Below are 18,568 nucleotides of genomic sequence, written 5' to 3'. Positions count from 1 at the left end.
AATGACGGAATTGAATGGCGCACTCATCGGCTGCGGCTTTTTCGCGGTCAACCAGATGCATGCGTGGCAGGACGTGGCCGGGGCTTCGATCGTGGCGATCTGCGATCGCGACCCCGAGCGGCTGAAGATCGTCGGCGACCAGTTCGGCATCGACAGGCGCTATAGCGATGCGGCCCAGATGTTCGCCGACGGCGGCTTCGATTTCGTCGATATCGCCACCACCGTCCAGAGCCACCGCGCTTTGGTCGAGATGGCAGCCGCACACAATGTGCCGGCGATCTGCCAGAAGCCATTCGCAAAGACGCTCGACGACGCCAAGGCCATGGTGAAGGTTTGCGCCGATGCCGGGTTGCCCCTGATGGTGCACGAAAACTTCCGTTGGCAGACGCCGATCCAGGCTGTGAAGAAGGTTCTGGAATCGGGCGCGATCGGCCAGCCTTTCTGGGGCCGCTTCTCGTTCCGCTCGGGCTACGACGTTTTCTCGGGCCAGCCCTATCTCGCTGAAGGCGAGCGCTTCATCATCGAAGATCTCGGCATCCATACGCTCGACATTGCCCGCTATATCCTGGGCGACGTTGCAGCGCTCAGCGCCCGCACGAAGCGGGTCAACCCGAAGATCAAGGGCGAGGACGTCGCCACCATCCTGCTCGACCACGAAAACGGCGCGACCTCGATCGTCGATGTCAGCTATGCCTCCAAGCTCTCCACCGAGCCCTTCCCCGAGACGCTGATCGAACTCGACGGCACTGAGGGCAGCATCCGCCTGTCGCAAGGCTACAAGCTCGAAGTGACCGGAAAGAACGGCACCGAGGTCTCGGACGTGTCGCCGATGCTGCTCTCCTGGGCATCGCGCCCCTGGCACAATATCCAGGAAAGCGTCTACGCCATCCAGCAGCATTGGGCCGAGCGGCTGGCCGCCGGCGGCGAGGCCTCGACCTCGGGCGCCGACAATCTCAAGACCTTCGCGCTTGTCGAGGCGGCATATGATAGCGCCGCCAGCGGCCAGACGGTCGATGTCAAGGCGATGCTGCGATGAGCACGTCGTCGGAGAGCTTCCGGATCTACGGAACGCATGCGCTCGAGCAGAAGCCGGTCCGCCTCACCGCGGGCAGGCTGACTGCTGATCTCAGCGACGGCAATCTGCGTACGATCGCCTATGACGGCGTGGAAGTGCTGCGCGCTGTGTCCTATCTCGTGCGCGATCGCGACTGGGGCACCTACGCGCCCGAAATCGCCGACCTGACGGTCGAGCAGGGAGACGATGCCTTTTCGGTCCGCTACACCGCCATTTGCAAGGGGCCGGATGCGACAGGACTCGCGATCGGCGTGCGCATCTCAGCGCAAGCCGGCTCGCCTCTGGTTTTCGAAGCGGATGCGATCTCCGGCACGGGCTTTGAGACGAACCGTTGCGGTTTCTGTATTCTCCACCCGATCGTCGGCGTGGCCGGTATGCCCGTCACCGTCGAGCATGCCGACGGAAAGCGCGTCGAGACCCGGTTCCCTGATCTGATCGAGCCGTGGCAGCCGTTCATGAACATGAGCGCGATCACCCATACCGTCATGACCAACGTGACGGCGCGGTGCGGCATGGAAGGCGACGTGTTCGAGATGGAAGACCAGCGCAACTGGTCGGACGCCTCCTACAAGACCTATGTGCGCCCACTCGCTTTGCCTTGGCCCTACCGGATACCGGCGGGTGAAACGGTCAAACAGCGCATCGTCCTCGATATTGCCGACAGGCGCCCCAAGCCATTGGCCGCGACGACGAATGGGCATTCGCCGCTCACGACGCTGACGCTCGGCGAGCGGCGTGGGCGCATGCCTGCGATCGGCGTGATCGTCACGCCGGAAGAAGCAGGCGCCGTGGTCAAGGCGAGCGCCGTGCTCGACGAGATCAAGCCGCAGGAACTGCTCTTCCATTTCGATCCGACGGCCGGGCATGGAGCGGAAGCCTTCAAGCGCTTCGCCGAGGTGACCAGACTTCATCCCGGCATGTCGACGCTCGAGATCGCGCTGCCGTGCAAACAGCCACTGCTCGACGAGACCACGCTGATCGCAACGCAGATGCGCAATGCCGGCTTCAAGCCAGACGCGATCATCATCTCGCCATCGGTCGATCGCCGATCCACCCCGCCGGGCAGCAAGTGGCCGGAATGCCCGCCGCTCGAAGATGTCTACGAGGTCGCGCATGCGGCATTCCCCGATATCCGCATCGGCGGCGGCATGCTCAGCTATTTCACCGAGCTCAACCGCAAACGCGTTCCTTCAGAGCCGCTTTCTTTCATCAGCCATTGCACCAACCCGATCGTCCATGCCGCTGACGACCTCAGTGTCATGCAGACATTGGAGGCCCTGCCCTTCATCACCCGATCGGTCCGCGCCATCTATGGCGACAAGCCCTATCGCATCGGCCCATCGACCATTCCCATGCGGCAGAATCCCTATGGGAGCCGAACTATGGACAACCCGAAGGGCGGCCGGATACCGATGGCCAACACCGATCCGCGTCACAACGCTCTCTTTGCGGAAGCCTTCGCGATGGGCTATATGGCAAAGGTGCTGGACGCCGAGCTGGAATGCCTGACGCTCTCGGCGGTGACCGGCAGTTTCGGCCTCCTTGCCGGACAGCATGAGCCCTTCACAACAGATGGACGCCGCCCGCTCTTCAACGCGGTCAAGACGCTAGCCGGTCTCGCCGGAACCGAGTGGAGAGAGTGCCTTTCCTCCAACCCCTCGCAGGTTCTCGCTTTCGCAACGAAGGCGGCGACCGGCGCAACACTGTGGATCGTCAACATCAGCGGCCAAGACCAGGAGATTGATCTGGGAGCGCTCAGGCTCTCCGACGCGCTGATGGGCGGCGTGCTCACTCTTTCCCCATATCAGGCGACCTCCGTCGCGCTTTCGGATTGATCTTACGTCTGGAAGGCGTAGCTATAGCCTTCCAGACGCGGCAATCGGGAGGACCAGCGTGAAGACCAAAAAGCTTATCAATGACGGCGGCGCGGCGGTCGACGAAATGCTCGAGGGCATCCTCGCGGCACATCCCGATCATCTCTATGCCATTGACGGATCGCCACGATCGATCGTCGCGAAACACGGGCCCCGCGATGGCAAGGTGGGGCTGGTGATCGGCGGCGGCTCCGGCCATGAGCCGAGTTTCCTCGGCTTCGTCGGCAAGGGACTGGCGGATGCTGCCGCTGTCGGCAATGTCTTTGCCTCGCCTCCGCCCGATCCGATCATCGAATGTGCAAAGGCGGTCGATCACGGCGCAGGCGTTCTCTTCATGTACGGCAACTATGCCGGCGACGTGATGAATTTCGACATGGCGGCGGAAATGCTTGCCATGGACGATATCGACGTACGCACCGTGGTGACCACCGACGACGTCGCCTCCGCACCGCGCGACCAGCGAGAAAAGCGCCGTGGTGTCGCGGGCAATGTCTTCGTCTTCAAGGCGGCCGGTGCTGCCTGTGATCTGATGTACTCGTTTGACGAGGTCGAGCGTATCGCGCGCAAGGCCAACGACCACACCTTCACAATGGGCGTCGCGCTATCCCCCTGCTCGCTGCCTCAGACGTTGCGGCCGAATTTCGAGATCGGCGGCGACGAAATGGAAGTCGGCATGGGCATCCACGGCGAGCCTGGCGTTTCGCGCGAAAAGCTGAGACCGGCCGATGCTGTCACCGACGAACTGCTCGATGCGATCCTGAAAGACGCCAACATCGCGCCGGGCACGCGCGTCGCCGTGCTCATCAATTCGCTCGGCTCCACACCGCTGATGGAACTCTACATCATCATGCGCCGGGTGAAGGCGCAGCTGGACGAGGCTGGCCTTATCATCCACACCTCGCTCGTCGGCAATTATTGCACTTCTCTCGAGATGGCCGGCGCATCGGTCACGCTTATGGTGCTCGATGACGAGTTGCAGACTCTGATCGATCATCCGTGCGACTGCGCGATGTTTCGCAGCGGAAAGGCGATCTGATGGGTGATGTGACGACGAAGGATCTTCAGCGCCTCTTCCTGGACATCGCCGACGTGATGACCGCCGAGCGGGACAATCTGTGCCAACTGGACGGCATCATTGGCGACGCTGACCACGGGATCGCGATGGAGCTCGGCTTTACCGCTGCAGCCAAAGCGACCGACGCGCTTGACCCTACCGCCACTGACCCCACGACGGTGTTCAACACCGCTGCCAAGGCGTTCCTGAATGCTGTCGGCGCCTCGTCCGGCCCGCTTTACGCGACCGCCTTCATGCGCGCCGGCGCAGCGGTGAAGGGCAAGGCTACTCTCAGCGATGATGATCTGCTCGACGTCTTCACCGCGCTGGCGAGAGGTATTCAGGACCGCGGCAAGGCCGAGATCGGCGAGAAGACGATGGTGGACGCCTGGGCACCAGCCGCGGCGGCTTGCGAGGAGGCCAGAAAACGCGGCGACAGCTTGCGGCAATGCCTTTCGCAGGCGTTGCAAGCGGCCGAACAGGGACGCGATGCGACCAAGGACATGGTTGCCAGCAAAGGGCGCTCGGCGCGGCTCGGCGAGCGGTCGCTCGGCCATATAGACCCAGGAGCAGCGTCCGCCACCATGGTCATATCGAGCATCCGAAACGCCCTGTCGGCGGAATAGGCGTCCGACAAACCGCCGTTTGGGCAATCAGGAAACGGGCGACGTTTCGTTGGCGATCCGCCCGTGTTGCCTCAGCACGAGCGCCACCGCGCCCATGACAGTGTCGTCATTGCCCCGGAACGTGCCGACGACGAAGCGAGGCCTGCGCTTTTCCGGCGAATGCGCGGGCGGGGCGACAGAGTGGCGGGCGAAACTTCGCTCGAGGCCATCGATGAAGCTCTCGCCCACCTCCGCCAGCTTGCCGGCGATGATGAACAAGGGTGGATTGAGGATGGTGAAGGCAATCCCCATGCCCCAGCCCGCCATCTCGGCCGCGTCATCGACAAGCCGCGCATATCCTGGATCGCCATTGCGCGCGCGTTCGACGAATTGCTCGATGCTGACGGGCGCGCCGAAGGACTGCTCGGCATATCTCAGCAGTTGGAACCCGCCGGCGAAGGTCTCCAGACAGCCACGATTGCCGCAGCGACATAGCGGTCCGCGCGGATCGAGCGACATGTGGCCGAACTCGGCGGCATATCCATGAGCGCCGCGCTGCACCGTGCTGTCGATGACGATGGCGCCGCCGATGCCCAGGTCGAACTTGAAGAGGACGAAATTCGTCTCCCCCACGGCGGCTCCCCACGTCATTTCGGCGAGCGCGCCGCAATGGCTCTCGTTCTCGACGTGGATCGGGCAACCGAGCTGCTCGGAAAACACATCGGCGATGTTGGTGCCGCACCATGTCGGCAGGATGGAGCCGTTGAGAATTTCACCGTCATAGGAGACGGGCGCTGAAATCGCCAACCCCACGCCCAGCAGCTCGGACATATCAATGCCGAGCAAGGCGCATTGCTCCTCCAGACTGGCCCGCACGCGTCTGGCGGCGTCCTCGGGCGTATAGTCTGTATCCATCGCGAACCAGATGTCCGACAATACGGTGTGTGCGAGATCGCAGATCGCGATCCGAATTTCGCCAAGTCCGAGGAGCACGCCAGCGCATCGGCCCGCTGCCGGGTTCAACGACAGCAGCTGCGATGGTCGCCCGAAGCCATTGCTCTTCGTGTCAACGTCCAGAACGACGCCACCGTCCTTCAACTCGGTGAGAAGCGTGGATACGGTCGATCGAGCCAAGCCTGTCGACTTAACCAACTGTGTCGCGGTCGCGGATCCGATCGCCGCGATGGCACGCACGATGCGCCCTGCCGGCGAGGCCTGATCCTCGAAAAGTTCCCTGATGCCAACCATTCATAGCTCCTCCCCATGAGACTAGCCCTGACTCGCCGCTAGGTCGCAACATATTTCTAAGCAGAAATTATTGCAGCCTATTCCGTGAGCATAATCGGTCAACCCACCTTATTAAGCCCAAATATTCGCTAATATGCAATCGACTTTGTTCGGTTACGAAATAAGTGTTGACACAAGTCGTAATTTTCGAGAGTGTGAACACTAGCGGAGAGGACCGCACAAGGGAGGGTTTAATGACGATCAAGACTACACTCATGGTCACGCTATCCGTGCTCGCGATCACTGCGACGAGCCTGAAGGCGGAAGACCTGACGCTCTGGACACTGAACTTCGACAACAACGCCGCCAACGTCGCGCTCAAGAAGGTCGCAACCGACTTCGAAGCTGCAAATCCCGGCACCAAGGTTGAAATCGTTCAGCGCGCCATCGACGAGCACAAGACCGCGCTGCGCGTCGCGGCCGGCTCGAACAAGGGCCCCGACATCTACTTCAGCTGGGCAGGCCTTGGCCTGGGCGGCGAATATGTGAAGGCAGGCCTTTCGGCGCCGCTCGACAAGTATTACACCGAATACAAATGGAACGATGAGCTGCTGCCCGCAGCCGCCGCATTCGCCGACCTCTATCCGGGTGGCAAGCATGGCGTTCCCTTCACCTTCAAGGGCGAAGCCGTCTATTACAACAAGAAGCTGTTCCAGCAGGCCGGCATCACCGAAGAGCCGAAGACCTATGAAGAGTTTCTGGCCGACGCCGAAAAACTGAAAGCTGCCGGCATTCCCGCCTTCACCTTCGGCGGATCGGTCAACTGGCACGTCATGCGCCTGATGGACGTCATCCTGGAAACGAAGTGCGGTGCCGAAAAGCACGACGCGCTGAAGGCCATGAAGGCGGATTGGTCCACGGAGCCTTGCGCCACCGACGCCTTTACCGAATTTGCCAAGTGGACGAAGGATTATACGCTGCAGCCTTTCATGGGCATCGACAACAAGCAGTCCTACAGCCTGTTCACGGCAGGACGCGCGGCGATGATGCTTGAAGGCGACTGGCTGGTCAGCCAGCTGGAAACCAGCGGCGCCAACCTCGACGACTATGGCATGTTCCCGTTCCCGACCAACACGCAGCGTCTCTACGGTTTTGCCGAGTACAACTACATCAGCACCAAGAGCCCGCATCCGGATCTTGCCGCGAAGTTCCTCGACTACTTCCTGTCGACCAAGGTCCAGCAGGATCTCGTTGGTCAAATTAGCTCGACATCGGTCAACAAGAACGTCCAGTATGCGAACCAGAAGCCGCTGGAAGCCGAATGGCTGGATGTCTTCAAGACCTACGGCAAGGTCTACATGAACGGCGACCAGGCCTTCCCGCTTGACGTCACGACCGAGTATTTCCGCGTGATCAACGACGTCGCCGCCGGCAACACCGAACCGGCCGATGCAGCAAAGCAGCTGCAGACGTTCATCGCCGGTCGCACCTAAGTCCTCCCAGGACATCGGTCGGTCCCGCACCCCGCTGGGACCGACCACCGCTCAATCCAATGCCACTCGCCAGACACACGTCGCGCGGAGCAGATACCCATGTCATTGAAAAACCGAACACACGACCCGCGCTTCCAGGCGCTCCTGTTGCTCGCGCCCGCCATGGCGATCTACGCGGTCTTCGCGCTCTACCCGATGCTGAACGTCGTGGTCTTGAGCTTCCAGAAATGGAACGGCCTCGACCCACAGCGCCCCTTCGTCGGCCTGGCGAATTACCAGTACATCTTCACGCGTGATCCGGTGTTCTGGGTCGCCTTCAAGAACACGGTTATCTGGACCATCATGTCGGTGGCCTTCCCGCCGATGGTCGGCCTGCTTCTCGCGCTAACGCTCAATCAGAAGATCTTCGGCCGCAACACGTTTCGCGCTATCTTCTATCTCCCCGTCATCATCGCGCCGATCGCGGTCGCAACGATGTGGAAATGGATGTACGACCCCTTCTTCGGCCTGTTCAGCCAGCTCATGACCAATATGGGTCTGCAGATGTGGATCAAGGACTGGCTCGGCGACAAGAACATCGCGCTCTACTCGGTCTTCGTCGCCTATCTCTGGCAGTCCGTCGGCTTCTCGATGGTGCTGTTCCTCGCCGGCCTTCAGAACGTATCACAGACCTTGGTCGAGGCCGCCCGCATCGATGGCGCCGGCCGCTGGGCGATCTTCAAGCATGTGACCTTCCCGGCGCTGCGCACCACCATGACCATCGTGCTCGTTCTCTCGATCATCTCGTCGCTGAAGGCATTCGATATCGTCTACGGCCTTACCGGCGGCGGACCAGCACAATCCACGCAGATGCTGGCGCTCTGGGCCTTCACGCAGGCGATGCAGATCTTCGACTTCGGTCGCGGCGCCGCCATCTCGGTCGTCCTGCTGCTGATCACCATCGCGATCGTCGTGCCGTACCTGCGCTGGACGCAGAAGCATGAGGACACCGAATAATGACGATGACATCATCAGGACCGATATCCGTGTCTGAAACCATCACCACCACGAACAAGCCCGGCCGTGACCCCGTCCTGATCGGCCTGTGGATCGCGCTGATCATCGTCGCGCTCGTCTGGTTCGCACCTTTTGTCTTCATCGTTTTCACATCGCTGAAGACGAAGGCTGCGGTGACAAGCACCGGCGCGTTCATGCCGCCGGTCGAGTTCGCCTTCGAGAACTACGCCAGTGCATGGAGCCGCGGCAACTTCGCCGAGTCGTTCATGAACAGCGTGATCATCACCGTCTTCAAGGTGCCGCTCGGCCTCGCCATGTCGGCGATGGCGGCCTACGCGCTGGCGAAGATCAAGATGAAAGTAAGCAAGCTCCTGCTGCTCATCGTCGTCTTCGGAACGATGATCCCCTTCCAGGTGATGCTGGCGCCGCTTTTCACGCTCGTCAATTCGTTCGGCCTGATCGATACCTATCCCGGTGTCATCCTGCCCTACATCGCCTTCGGTGTTCCCTACCAGGTCTTCATCCTGCACGGCTTCTTCAAGGGCCTGCCGAAAGAGCTGTCCGAGGCAGCACTCATCGACGGCGCCACTCACTTCACCATCTTCCGGCGCATCTTCCTGCCGGTCTGCCTGCCGGTTCTGGCCGCGCTCCTCATCCTCGACTTCGTCTCCACCTGGAACGAATTCGCGATGGCGCTGGTGCTTCTTCAGGACCAGCACATGTGGACGCTACCGCTCGGGCTGATGTCCTTCCAGGGCCAGTTCTCCAGCGATTACGGCCAGTTGAACGCCGCCATCGTCATGACGGTCCTGCCCGCCACGCTCGTCTATCTCATTTTCCAACGGTACTTCGTCTCCGGCCTCACCTCTGGTGCGGTCAAAGGCTGAGCGACCGAAATTTAAAGTCTTTCGAGGAGATCTTTCATGTCCACAGCAACAGTCGAAAAATGGGGTGTGTTCGAAGCGGCCTTCAACGGCCCGTCTAGCGGCAATCCCTATATCGACGTGAGCCTCGACGCCGTCTTCACCCACAAGAGCCGCGAAGTCCGCGTGCCGGGTTTTTATGATGGCGATGGCGTTTATCGCGTGCGCTTCATGCCTGATGTCGAAGGCGAGTGGTCGTTTAAGACGCGTTCGCAGACCGCTGAGCTCAATGGCAAGACCGGCGCATTCGTCGCGACCGCACCGTCTGCGGGCAATCATGGTCCGGTTCGGGTGCGCAACAAATTCCATTTCGCCTATGCCGACGGCAAGCCGTTCCTCTCCTTCGGCACGACCTGCTACGCCTGGACGCATCAGCCGCTCGATATGCAGGCGCAGACGCTTGAGACGCTGAAGACCGCAGGCTTCAACAAGATCCGCATGGGCGTATTCCCAAAGGACTACCCCTATAACACCAACGAGCCGCTCTACCCCTCCTTCGAAAACGGCGCCGACGGCAAGGAAGATTTCGATCGTCCGAACCCGGTCATGTTCCGCCATTTCGAACAGCAGGTCGCGGCCCTTTGCGAACTCGGCATCGAAGCCGACATCATCATGTTCCACCCCTACGATCGCTGGGGCTATGCCGACATGTCGGCCGAGCAGGACTTCCGCTATGTCGCCTATCTCGCGGCACGCCTCGCCGCCTATCGTAACGTCTGGTGGGCGCTCGCCAACGAATACGACTTCCTGCTCGACACCAAGCCGGTGGAGCAATGGGACCGCTATTTCCACATCCTGGAAGAGAACGATCCCTACCAGCACCTGAAGTCTATCCACAACGGCGAAGTGTCGATGAACTTCGATCACCGTAAGCCATGGGTTACGCATACCTGCATTCAGAACCCCGACGTCAAGCTGACGCAGACCTGGCGCGACGCTTACGGCAAGCCCGTCGTCAACGACGAGCCGGAGTATGAAGGCAACATCGTGCAGTGCTGGGGCAACCTGACGGCGCAGGAACTGGTGCACCGCTTCTGGATCACCGTGACGCGCGGCGGCTATGCTGGCCATGGCGAGACCTACTCGCATCCCGACGATCTGATCTGGTGGGCCAAGGGCGGCGAATTGCACGGCGAAGCCTGGAAGCGCATCGGCTTCTTCCGCGACATCCTGGAACAGGACGTGACGCACGGCCTGGACCCCATGGGCGCTGTCGGCGAATGGCCCTGGACCCGCGTTTCCGGCGTGCGCGATGGCAGCACCGACCTGCGCTACATCTATCTCGGCGAGCATCAGCCCGTTGTCTGGTCCTCGGGCTTCCCTAAGGACAGCGACAACTACGACGTCGACATCATCGACACGTGGAACATGACGATCACGCCCGCCAAGAAGGTGGAAGCGCCGATCCCGCATCCGACACGCCACGGCGCGATCGTGCGCGGCGGCAAGGCCGATGCCGCCTTCGGTGTCGAGCTGCCGGGCAAGCCATATCTGGCACTTCGCGTGCGCAGCAAGCGTTGAGCAGGTCTCACAGGGAGGAATTCTATGTCCGGATTGGCCATTAGAAACGTCAAGAAATCATACGGTGCCGTCGACATCATTCACGGCGTGGACGTCGACATCGCCGATGGCGAGTTCGTCATTCTCGTTGGCCCGTCCGGATGCGGAAAATCGACCCTGCTCAGAATGATCGCCGGGCTGGAGGAGATCACCGGAGGCGAGATCTCGATCGGCGGCCGCGTCGTCAACAATCTGCAGCCCAAGGATCGCGATATCGCGATGGTGTTCCAGAACTACGCGCTCTATCCGCAGATGACGGTGGCGCAGAACATGGGCTTCGCGCTCGAACTGGCCGGCGCGAAGAAGGCGGAGATCGACAAGAAGGTCGGCGAGGCCGCCGGGATCCTTGGCCTCCAACCGCTGCTTGGCCGCAAACCGGCGCAGCTCTCCGGCGGCCAGCGCCAGCGCGTCGCCATGGGTCGCGCCATCGTGCGCGATCCGAAGGTATTCCTCTTCGACGAGCCGCTCTCCAACCTCGACGCCAAGCTGCGCGTCAAGATGCGCGCGGAAATCAAGGCCCTGCACCAGCGCCTGAAGACCACGATCGTCTACGTCACACACGACCAGATCGAAGCCATGACCATGGCCGACAAGATCGTCGTGCTGCAGGGCGGCAAGGTCGAGCAGATCGGCACGCCGCTCGAACTCTACGACCGGCCGCAGAACGTGTTCGTCGCGGGCTTCATGGGTTCGCCGGCGATGAACTTCCTTGAAGGCAAGTTGACGGGTGGCGACACACCGCGACTGGTACTGCCATCAGGCCAGCAGGTCGAGCTCTCGCAAGGCGCTGCAAACGCTGATGGCCGCGACGTCATCGTCGGCATTCGCCCTGAGGACCTCGCCTTCGCGCAAGACGGCGGCGTACCGGCCACCGTCAGCGTGGTGGAACCGACCGGGTCTGAAACGCATGTCGCGCTTGAGGTCGAAGGCAAGGAGATCACCTGGGTCATGCGCGAACGCGCCGACCTGACGCCAGGCCAGGTCGTCAAGCTCTCGCTGAAATCGCCGAACGTACATTTCTTCGACAAGGCCACGCAGCGCCGCATCTAAACTGCGATGCGACGAACAAGATCTCGCATCCGTCGTCTCAAGGTGGCGGATGCAGGGCTTTTGCAGGCAGTATTGCGTTCAAGGCATGTATTGTCCCCATCGCGCGGCTGGTAACCTTACCAGCTAACCAAGCAACGTACTTTCAGTTGCATGGTAACACGAAGCAATGCCATCAAACGGACAGCGGTCCCAAACACCGTGGTCCGTGGGGTTACGGATCGGTAAACCCGTCCCTACGGGGCGGGGACGGGTCCATAACTTTCGATTATGCGATGAAATGGCTTTCAACGCCCGAAACCGGGTGTTGACAGACAGTGGCTCAAGACGCCGTCTTGCCCTGTGTTTCAGCCTGTTCGGCACGCATACCGGCGCAAAACGCCGCCGATCCGTTTGCGGAAAAGGCATGCGCACGCTTTTTGGCTGCCGTTTCGAGCAGTTCGGCGAAAACGCCGAGGCTGATCCGATCGGCCCGCAGCATCTGGCGGATCATCGGATCCCTCAAGACTTCCGACATGGTCATGTCCTGCATGGCACACTCCTTTGTTGCAAGGAGGGATACTACGCGCATGTAACACCCAAATGTCGCCAGCGTGGCAGGATCAAGGCAAATGACACGTTGCAGTTGCCGCACGTTCTTCGCAGATGCCCCCGCCACACAGAGCGCGAGGCACCCTTTCAGTTGTCCGAACGTCTCCGTCAGTTGACCGGGGCCGAAGCCTTGAGCGAGGCAATGTATGCACGCCAGCCGCCATGCGACGTCACCTCGACGGCATTGGTGACGGCATGCGCTTCGCAGAGGAAGCCCGAGATGCTGGCGCCATCATCGAGCGCGATCTTGCCGATCCCGAGCGGGGCCGGGATTTTCTGGACGAAGCGGCCAAAGCCGTCGGCGGGCAGCTTCCAGACCTCGACTTCCAGCCCATTTCCTGCGAACCCGGGCTCGCGGATGAGACCGGGCTTCGCCGGCACCGTGCCGCTCAGCGCAAACAGCCTGTAGTCGCCGGCCGTCCGGCAGGTCTTCACCAGCCGCCCGCCCAACGTCGTGAGCTCGTGATTGAGCGGCATGCCGGTCAGATGCGCGCCGACCACCACGATCGGAATGCCCGCGGGCGCGGCTTCGATAGCCGGCGATTGCGGCATCACGGCCGACTTGTCCTTGCCCATGCCGCAGGGCGCTGCACGATGCAGCGCGTCGGCGACGAGTGCCAGCGCATCGTCTGTGAACGCCCGCCCGACGAGCGTTACGCCGGCAGGCAGATGATCCGCGCTGTCGAAGCCGGCAGGAATGGCGATCGCGGCGCAATCGAGCAGGTTGACGAAGTTGGTGTAGCGGCCAAACCGCCCATTCAGCTCCACCGGATTGGCGAGCATCTCCTCGACCTTATAGGTCGTGGGCGATGTGGGAAGCAGCAGGATATCGACCTTCGCCCACTCCTCTTCCGTCGCCCGCTTCAATTCCGCGAGACGATACTGACCGTTGAAGGCATCGACGGCCGTCTTGCCTCGGGCGCCTTCGATGATCGAGCGCACGGTTGGATCGAAATCATCGGCGTTGGTGGCCAGGAACCCTTCGACGGCAGCGAGCCTCTCGGCAACCCATGGCCCGTTGTAGAGCAATTCCGCCGCCTGGCGGAACGGCGCGTAGTCGAAGGTCACGATGTCAGCGCCAAGCGCCTTCGCCCGCTCGATCGCCAGATCATAGAGCCGCTCGACCTCGCGATCGCCGAAGAACTCGCGTTCCGTTTCGCCAAGCACGCCGATCCGCAGACGATCGGTCGGCAGCAACACCTCGCGTGGGTGGCGCGAGAAGGCGTCGCCGCGATCAAAGCCCTGCAGAACCTTGCGAACGGCAACGCCATCGCCGACCGTTGCCGCAAAGACCGTGACGCAATCCACGCTCTTGCAGGCGGGGACGACACCGGTGTTCGGCACCAGCCCCGGCGTCGGCTTGATGCCGACGAGATTGTTGAAGGCTGCCGGTACGCGGCCGGAACCGGCGGTATCCGTCCCAAGACTGAAGGCCGCGAGCCCTGACGCCACGGCCACGGCCGACCCCGAGCTGGAGCCGCCCGACACATAGTCCGCGTCGAAGACCGAGCGCGGCGCACCGTATGGCGAGCGGGTGCCGTTGAGACCCGTCGCGAACTGATCGAGATTGGTTTTGCCGATAAGGATCGCACCGGCTGCAAGCAATCGGGCGATGACGGTGGCGTCTTCATCAGGATCATAGGCATAGGCCGGGCATGCCGCCGTGGTCGGCAAGCCCTTCGCGTCGATATTGTCCTTGGCGGCAAAGGGGATGCCCCAGAGCGGCAGGCTGTTGACTTCCGGCGCCCGCGCCATCAGCGCCTTGGCTGCCTCGCGCAACGCATCGTCTGTGACCTTGGTAATGAAGATCGCCGGATCGGTCGATGCAGCGCGCCGTGCGATTACCTCTTCGATCACATCGAGCGGCGTCGATCCACACGCATAGGCAGCACGCAACGTCGCGATATCGAGAATGGTTGGCAACATGTCAGATCTCCTCCAGCACAACGATAATATCACCCGCCTTTACGTTTCTTCCCGTTCCCGCGCGCAATTCGCGCACGCGGCCGGGGGCGTGGGCCGTGACGTTGATTTCCATTTTCATCGATTCAATGATGGCAAGCGTGTCGCCCACGGCAATCGGCGTGCCGGGTTCAACCAGCACTTTCCAAATGTTGCCGGGTACGGCGCTGGCAACGCCGAAGCAATCGGCGGGGATATCGCCATCCATGCTTTCGGCGGCACCCTCATCGGCCACGAACGTGTCGAGCCCAGCTTCCTTCCAGCGATGGCGTTCGGCGTTGAACGCATCCTGCTGGCCGGCCTTGAAGTTGCCGATCGACGCCGCGTTGGCCTGCAGCTCCCGTTCATAGGCCGCGTAGGAGAATTCCGTCTCCTCGATCCTGATCGGATATCCGCCATGCGGAAAGGCGCTGCGCGCCTCCGTCAGCTCCTTGTGATCGACAGGGAAGAACTTGATCTGATCGAAGAAGTTCAAGAGCCACGGCTTGTCCTTGGCAAAGGCCGGTGTCTGGCGCCAGGTGTTCCACACCTGGATCGTGCGGCCGAACAGCTGATAGCCGCCCGGCCCCTCCATGCCGTAGATGCACATGTAGGCACCGCCGATGCCGACCGCGTTCTCCGGCGTCCATGTCCGGGCCGGGTTGTACTTGGTCGTGACCAGCCTGTGGCGTGGGTCGACCGGTGTGGCCACCGGTGCGCCGAGATAGACGTCCCCGAGGCCGAGCACCAGATAGTTGGCATCGAAGACGACGTCGCGCACCGCCTGCTCATCGGCCAGGCCATTGATCCGGCGGATGAACTCGATGTTATCGGGGCACCACGGCGCATTCGGCCTGACGAGTTCCTGGTATTTCCGCATGGCCAGTTCGGCATCCGGATCGTTCCAGGAGAGCGGCAAATGAACGATGCGGCTCGGCACCTTCACATCCTGGGCGGCGGGCAATGTCTTCTCGATCTCACCGAGCAATCCCAGTAGGCGCTTGCGGGTGATCGTCGTGCCATCATAGTGGATCTGAAGCGACCGGATGCCCGGCGTCAGATCGATGATCCCCGGCAGGCGGGATTGCACGAGGGCCTCCATCAGCAGATGCACGCGGAGGCGAAGCGCGATATCAAGCGTCATCGGCCCGTATTCGACCAGCAGGTTGTCGTCCCCCTGGCGCCGGTAAACCACGGAAACCGGCCCCTCGTCGCTCGCGCCGACAATAGGCGAGCCAGCATCGGCCCGTGGCCGATGAATAGCGGGCGTCGCGATCGGATCATCCGGGCGTGCCACCGGTACGAAGCGAACGCGGTCGCCCGGCTTCAGCTGGCCCATCTTCCATTGTTCGTCGCGCGCGATCACGGCAGGGCAAACGAAGCCGCCGAGGCTGGGGCCATCTGGCCCGAGGATGATCGGCATGTCGCCGGTGAAATCGATCGCGCCGATCGCATAGGCGTTGTCATGCAGGTTCGACGGATGAAGCCCAGCCTCGCCCCCATCGGTGCGCGCCCATTTCGGCGTCGGCCCGATCAGACGAACGCCGGTGCGGGCACTGTTGAAATGCACCTCGTAGGACGCCTGGAAAAGCTCGTCGATATCTCCATCCTGGAAGAAATCAGGCGCGCCATGCGGGCCATAGACCACACCGATCTCCCAATCGCCGGTCAAAACCGGCGCCTCGACCGCGACCGTCGATGAGGTCGTCTGCGCCGCACGCGCCAGGCGCAGCACGTGGCCCGCCTTCAACGTCCCCGTCGCATTGCCGCCGAACTGGCCAAGGCCGAAGGTCGCGCGCGAGCCGAGGACGACGGGAGCGTCAAACCCGCCGGAGACGGCAAGATAAGAGCGCTGCCCCGCCCCCGATATGCTGCCGATCGACAGCACGGCGCCGGCCGGAACCGCAATTGCCTGGCCATGCGGCACCTCAGCGCCATCAAGCATCATCGGCATTCTGGCGCCGGACAGGGCGACGGTGACATCGCGAAAGAATTTCAGCGTCGGGCCGGATACGGTGAGCTCCAATGCAGTGGTCGTCTCGTCATTGCCCACCAGGCGGTTGGCATGGCGGAAGGAGCGCTCGTCCATTGGCCCGCTCGGCGGCACGCCGACATGCCAAAGCCCCAGCCGGCCCGGAAGCTCCTGCATGCTCGACTGCGCCCCGGGCGCGAGCACCTCGACGACATCGGGCACAAATTCGAGCGTGCGCAGCGCGGTCGTCGATACGTTGCCGCTTTCCAGCAACTCGGATTTCGCGATAACGCGGAGATAATCGACATTGGTCTCGATGCCGTAGATCGAGGTCTCGCCGAGCGCCGCTTTCAGCTTTTCGATGGCCGCTGGCCGATCCTCTGCGGCAACGATGATCTTCGCCAGCATCGGATCGTAAAAGGGGCTCACCTCGGTACCGGTCTCGATCCAGCTATCGACGCGCGCCGTCTGCGGGAACTGCACCTGCGTCAGCAGACCTGCGCTCGGGCGGAACCCGGCATGCGGCATCTCGGCGTAGACACGAACCTCAATCGACGCGCCCTGCGGCTTCAGATCGTTCGCGCGCGCCAGGATGTCTTCACCGGCTGCCTGCCGGATCATCCATTCGACAAGATCGATGCCATACACCGTTTCGGTGACCGGATGCTCGACCTGCAGGCGGGTGTTGACCTCGAGGAAGTAGAACTCCTCGCGGGTCGGATCATAGATGAACTCGACAGTTCCAGCTGACGCGTAGGAGACCGACGCCCCAAGCTGGGTCGCCGCGCGATGCAGGCGCTGGCGCACGCTATCGCTCAATCCCGGGGCCGGCGTTTCCTCGAGCACCTTCTGATTGCGCCGCTGTAGCGAGCAATCCCGCTCGCCCAGCGCCACCACCCTACCCTCGCCATCGCCGAAGATCTGTACCTCGACATGGCGGGCATCGGCGACAAAGCGCTCGATATAGACGCGCGCATCGCCGAAGCTCGCAGCAGCGGTGCGCTGCACGCTTTCGAACGATGCCTTGAGGCTCTTAGGATCGGCGCAAAGCTGCATGCCGATGCCGCCGCCGCCGGCAGTACTCTTCAGCATAACAGGATAACCGATCCGTTCGGCCGCCGCCAAGGCCTCGTCAGCGGACTTGAGCAATCCGCTGCCGGGGAGCAGCGGAACGCCGCTTTTCTCCGCGAGTTCGCGCGCCGTATGCTTGAGACCGAAGACGGAGAGATGCTCCGGCCGCGGTCCGATGAACGCGATGCCTTCGGCAGCAAGCCGCTCGGCGAAGCCGATGTTTTCGGAAAGGAAGCCGTAGCCCGGATGCACCGCATCGGCGCCCGTCTCTCTGCAGGCGGCGATCACCGCGTCGACGTTGAGATAGCTCTCGGTGGCCGGCGCCGGACCGAGGCGCACTGCCTCATCAGCCATCAGCGCCGGCATGGCGAAGCGGTCGGCATCGGAATAGACCGCTACCGAGGCAATGCCCATTTTTTGCAATGTGCGGATCACCCGGACGGCGATTTCGCCCCGGTTCGCAATCAGAACTTTATTGAACATGGATCAGCCCTCTGCGTCCCAGATCAAGACCCGGATGGGCGTCGGATCGAAGCCGTTGCATGGGTTGTTGATCTGCGGGCAATTGGAGATAACGCAGAGCACGTCCATCTCGGCGACGAGTTCGACGTAGTCGCCCGGCGAAGAAATGCCGTCGACGATCGTCATCTCGCCATTCGGCTTGATCGGGACATTCATGAAGAAATTGATGTTCGGCACGATGTCGCGCTTGCTCATGCCGTGCTTGGTCACTTCGAGTACGAAATTGTCGCGGCAGGCGTGGAGATACTTGGTTGCGTGTCCGAAGCGAACGGTATTGCTCTCGCACGAGCAAGCGCCGGCGGAGGTGTCGTGGCGGCCGCAGCTGTCGGCGGTCATGCGCAGCATGACATTGCCTTCGCTCGACATCACCTTCGTGCCAACGCCGACATAGGCCGCACCCTGCGCGCGCATCGTATCCTGATTGGAATAGCGTTCCGAGAAATCGTCGGCACGATAAAACAGCGTGTCGATCGCCTGCTGGCCATAGCTGTCCTCAATGCGGATCGTCTGGCCTTTCCTGACGACGCCCGACCAGGGCGCCTCGGCCGGTATGAAATGATCCTGCACGGCGTTATCGAGCGTGCGGGCATTGGATGTCTGAATGAAAATGCTCATGA

The 18,568-nt window shown here is 62.0% G+C and carries 14 protein-coding genes; 9 read left to right on the top strand and 5 right to left on the bottom strand.

From position 1 onward, the window contains the following. Position 1: 1 nt before the first annotated feature. The 4 genes from ACIQUB_RS13385 to dhaL are packed head-to-tail and all read left to right on the top strand — an operon-like array spanning position 2 to position 4,629. Entirely contained in the window at positions 2-1,036 is a 1,035-nt protein-coding gene (locus ACIQUB_RS13385) for a Gfo/Idh/MocA family protein (RefSeq protein ID WP_402930135.1), read from the top strand. Beyond that, a complete protein-coding gene (locus ACIQUB_RS13380) occupies positions 1,033-2,910 on the top strand; it encodes a hypothetical protein (RefSeq protein ID WP_402930133.1) in 1,878 nt (625 codons plus the stop codon). The genes ACIQUB_RS13385 and ACIQUB_RS13380 overlap by 4 nt, the downstream gene beginning before the upstream one ends. 58 nt (positions 2,911-2,968) lie before the next feature. After that, entirely contained in the window at positions 2,969-3,985 is a 1,017-nt protein-coding gene (locus ACIQUB_RS13375) for a dihydroxyacetone kinase subunit DhaK (protein ID WP_402930131.1), read from the top strand. Further along, positions 3,985-4,629: a dihydroxyacetone kinase subunit DhaL gene (gene dhaL, locus ACIQUB_RS13370; RefSeq protein ID WP_402930129.1), complete on the top strand. Its 645-nt coding sequence runs from the start codon at positions 3,985-3,987 to the stop codon at positions 4,627-4,629. Before ACIQUB_RS13375 ends, dhaL begins: the two co-directional genes overlap by 1 nt. A gap of 27 nt (positions 4,630-4,656) precedes the next feature. Here dhaL and ACIQUB_RS13365 read toward each other — a convergent pair whose 3' ends face one another. Next, positions 4,657-5,856 (bottom strand): ROK family protein, encoded by a 1,200-nt coding sequence (locus ACIQUB_RS13365; protein WP_402930127.1) that lies wholly within the window; start codon positions 5,854-5,856, stop codon positions 4,657-4,659. Positions 5,857-6,089: 233 nt separating this feature from the next. Between ACIQUB_RS13365 and ACIQUB_RS13360 the strand changes: the two genes are divergently transcribed. The 5 genes from ACIQUB_RS13360 (at position 6,090) to ACIQUB_RS13340 (ending at position 11,857) form a co-directional block, all read left to right on the top strand. Then, on the top strand, positions 6,090-7,328 hold the full coding sequence (locus tag ACIQUB_RS13360; RefSeq protein WP_402930125.1) for an ABC transporter substrate-binding protein: 1,239 nt from the start codon (positions 6,090-6,092) through the stop codon (positions 7,326-7,328). Positions 7,329-7,427: 99 nt separating this feature from the next. Further along, positions 7,428-8,324: a carbohydrate ABC transporter permease gene (locus ACIQUB_RS13355; RefSeq protein ID WP_132668223.1), complete on the top strand. Its 897-nt coding sequence runs from the start codon at positions 7,428-7,430 to the stop codon at positions 8,322-8,324. Positions 8,325-8,329: 5 nt separating this feature from the next. Continuing rightward, on the top strand, positions 8,330-9,211 hold the full coding sequence (locus ACIQUB_RS13350; RefSeq protein ID WP_026282700.1) for a carbohydrate ABC transporter permease: 882 nt from the start codon (positions 8,330-8,332) through the stop codon (positions 9,209-9,211). Between the two features lie 36 nt (positions 9,212-9,247). After that, complete coding sequence (locus ACIQUB_RS13345; protein ID WP_402930122.1) at positions 9,248-10,768, top strand: DUF5060 domain-containing protein; 1,521 nt, start codon at positions 9,248-9,250, stop codon at positions 10,766-10,768. Between the two features lie 24 nt (positions 10,769-10,792). Next, on the top strand, positions 10,793-11,857 hold the full coding sequence (locus ACIQUB_RS13340) for an ABC transporter ATP-binding protein (RefSeq protein ID WP_402930120.1): 1,065 nt from the start codon (positions 10,793-10,795) through the stop codon (positions 11,855-11,857). Positions 11,858-12,176: 319 nt separating this feature from the next. Here ACIQUB_RS13340 and ACIQUB_RS13335 read toward each other — a convergent pair whose 3' ends face one another. The 4 genes from ACIQUB_RS13335 to ACIQUB_RS13320 all read right to left on the bottom strand — a co-directional run bounded on the left by ACIQUB_RS13335 (position 12,177) and on the right by ACIQUB_RS13320 (position 18,566). Further along, positions 12,177-12,386, bottom strand: coding sequence for a hypothetical protein (locus ACIQUB_RS13335; RefSeq protein WP_402930118.1), 210 nt, complete (start codon positions 12,384-12,386; stop codon positions 12,177-12,179). Between the two features lie 167 nt (positions 12,387-12,553). Next, positions 12,554-14,371, bottom strand: coding sequence for an allophanate hydrolase (atzF, locus tag ACIQUB_RS13330; protein WP_402930116.1), 1,818 nt, complete (start codon positions 14,369-14,371; stop codon positions 12,554-12,556). Between the two features lies 1 nt (position 14,372). After that, positions 14,373-17,912 (bottom strand): urea carboxylase, encoded by a 3,540-nt coding sequence (uca, locus tag ACIQUB_RS13325; protein WP_402930114.1) that lies wholly within the window; start codon positions 17,910-17,912, stop codon positions 14,373-14,375. Between the two features lie 3 nt (positions 17,913-17,915). Continuing rightward, the gene (locus tag ACIQUB_RS13320) at positions 17,916-18,566 is read right to left on the bottom strand and encodes an urea amidolyase associated protein UAAP2 (protein ID WP_111560668.1); all 651 of its coding nucleotides are present in this window, start codon (positions 18,564-18,566) and stop codon (positions 17,916-17,918) included. Positions 18,567-18,568: the final 2 nt, after the last annotated feature.

Origin of the sequence: Rhizobium sp. NPDC090275 (genome assembly GCF_044772225.1) — a bacterium.
Classification (GTDB): domain Bacteria; phylum Pseudomonadota; class Alphaproteobacteria; order Rhizobiales; family Rhizobiaceae; genus Rhizobium.
Note: the sequence above shows the minus strand (reverse complement) of the source record. Positions and strands in the feature narration are given on the sequence as shown.

Excerpts from the sequence above, each read along its gene's own strand:
- ACIQUB_RS13385 (WP_402930135.1), top strand. The coding sequence starts at position 2 with ATGACGGAATTGAATGGCGCACTCATCGGCTGCGGCTTTTTCGCGGTC.
- ACIQUB_RS13380 (WP_402930133.1), top strand. The coding sequence starts at position 1,033 with ATGAGCACGTCGTCGGAGAGCTTCCGGATCTACGGAACGCATGCGCTC.
- dhaL (WP_402930129.1), top strand. The coding sequence starts at position 3,985 with ATGGGTGATGTGACGACGAAGGATCTTCAGCGCCTCTTCCTGGACATC.
- ACIQUB_RS13365 (WP_402930127.1), bottom strand. The coding sequence starts at position 5,856 with ATGGTTGGCATCAGGGAACTTTTCGAGGATCAGGCCTCGCCGGCAGGG.
- ACIQUB_RS13360 (WP_402930125.1), top strand. The coding sequence starts at position 6,090 with ATGACGATCAAGACTACACTCATGGTCACGCTATCCGTGCTCGCGATC.
- ACIQUB_RS13355 (WP_132668223.1), top strand. The coding sequence starts at position 7,428 with ATGTCATTGAAAAACCGAACACACGACCCGCGCTTCCAGGCGCTCCTG.
- ACIQUB_RS13350 (WP_026282700.1), top strand. The coding sequence starts at position 8,330 with ATGACATCATCAGGACCGATATCCGTGTCTGAAACCATCACCACCACG.
- ACIQUB_RS13345 (WP_402930122.1), top strand. The coding sequence starts at position 9,248 with ATGTCCACAGCAACAGTCGAAAAATGGGGTGTGTTCGAAGCGGCCTTC.
- ACIQUB_RS13340 (WP_402930120.1), top strand. The coding sequence starts at position 10,793 with ATGTCCGGATTGGCCATTAGAAACGTCAAGAAATCATACGGTGCCGTC.
- ACIQUB_RS13335 (WP_402930118.1), bottom strand. The coding sequence starts at position 12,386 with ATGCAGGACATGACCATGTCGGAAGTCTTGAGGGATCCGATGATCCGC.
- atzF (WP_402930116.1), bottom strand. The coding sequence starts at position 14,371 with ATGTTGCCAACCATTCTCGATATCGCGACGTTGCGTGCTGCCTATGCG.
- uca (WP_402930114.1), bottom strand. The coding sequence starts at position 17,912 with ATGTTCAATAAAGTTCTGATTGCGAACCGGGGCGAAATCGCCGTCCGG.
- ACIQUB_RS13320 (WP_111560668.1), bottom strand. The coding sequence starts at position 18,566 with ATGAGCATTTTCATTCAGACATCCAATGCCCGCACGCTCGATAACGCC.